The 1,468-nt window shown below is 77.2% G+C and carries 1 protein-coding gene; it reads right to left on the minus strand.

From position 1 onward, the window contains the following. A partial coding sequence (locus HUW36_RS32735; RefSeq protein ID WP_174531571.1) for a polyketide synthase dehydratase domain-containing protein occupies window positions 1–1,468 on the minus strand: 1,468 nt, incomplete at both ends.

The raw sequence follows: 1,468 nt of genomic DNA on the forward strand, positions 1-1,468 counted from the left end.
CTCGTCCACGGCGGCCAGCCGGACGGCGTCGCCGGCGCGGGTGAGCCGGACCCGCAGGACGCGGGCGCCGGCGGCGTGCACCTGGAGTCCGTCGAGGGTGAACGGGACGCGCGGGCCGTCGCCGGGGAGCACCAGCCCGGCCGGGTGCAGGGTGGCGTCCAGCAGCGCCGGGTGGACCCCGAACCGGGACGCCTCGGCGGTGGCCTCGTCGGGAAGCGCCACCTCGGCGTACGCCTCGCCGTCGCCGGTCCAGAGCCGGCGCAGGCCCTGGAAGGTCGGCCCATAGCTGAGGCCGTGCCCGGCAAGGGTCGGGTACCAGTCGGTCAGGTCCACCTCGGTGAGCCCGGCGGGCGGCCAGGCGACGGTGGGCTCCTCCACCCGGGGCGGGTCGAGGACGCCCTCGGCGTGCGCGGTCCAGTCGCTGTCGCCGTCGGGCTGCGAGTGGATGGCGACCGGGCGGCCGCCGGTGCCGTCGGGCGCGCCGACGCGTACCTGCACCCGCACCGCGCCGGTCTCGGGCAGCACCAGCGGCGCGGCGAACGTGAGGTCGCGGATGCGGGGGGTGCCCGTCTCGTCGCCGGCGCGGACGGCCAGTTCGGCGAGCGCGGTGCCGGGCAGGAGCACGGCGCCGGAGACCACGTGGTCGGCGAGCCACGGGTGGGTGGCCAGCGACAGCCGACCGGTGAGCAGGACCATCTCGGCGCCGGCGACGGTGACGGCGGCGCCGAGCAGCGGGTGGCCGGCGTCGCCGAGGCCGGCCCCGCTGACGTCGCCGGGGCGGACCCGGCCGGTGGGCAGCCAGTAGCGCTGGTGCTGGAACGCGTAGGTGGGCAGGTCGACCCGGGTCGCGTCGGTGCCGGCGAACCAGGCCCGCCAGTCGACGGTCACGCCGTGCACGTGCAGGTCGGCCAGCGCCCCGAGCAGCGCGGCGCTCTCGTCCCGGTCGCGGCGCTGCACGGCGACCGTGAGCGCGTCGGGCAGGATCTCCGCGGTCAGCGCGGTGAGCACACTCTGCGGCCCGATCTCCAGGAACGTGTCCACGCCGGCGTCGCGCAGGGCGGTGACTCCGTCGGCGTAGCGGACCGCCTGGCGCACGTGCCGCACCCAGTAGTCGGGGTCGGTCAACTCCGCCGGGTCCGCGACCGCACCGGTCACGTTTGACACCACCGGCAGCAGCGGCGCGGAGAAGCCCAGTCCGTCCAGCACGCTGCGGAACTCGGCGAGCATCGGCTCCATCAGCGGGCTGTGGAACGCGTGCGACACGGTCAGCGCGCGGGTCCGGACGCCGCGTTCGCGCCAGTGCCGCGCGATCTCGTCGAGCGCGTCGGCCGGGCCGGAGACCACGACGGACGACGGGCCGTTGACGGCGGCAACCCCCAGGCCGGAGACGCCGTCGAGCGACGCCCGCACGTCCGCCTCGGCGGCGGCGACCGCGAGCATCCCGCCGCCGGCCGGCAGCGCCTGCATG

The sequence above is a fragment of the Micromonospora maritima genome (genome assembly GCF_902825405.1).
GTDB lineage: Bacteria > Actinomycetota > Actinomycetes > Mycobacteriales > Micromonosporaceae > Micromonospora > Micromonospora maritima.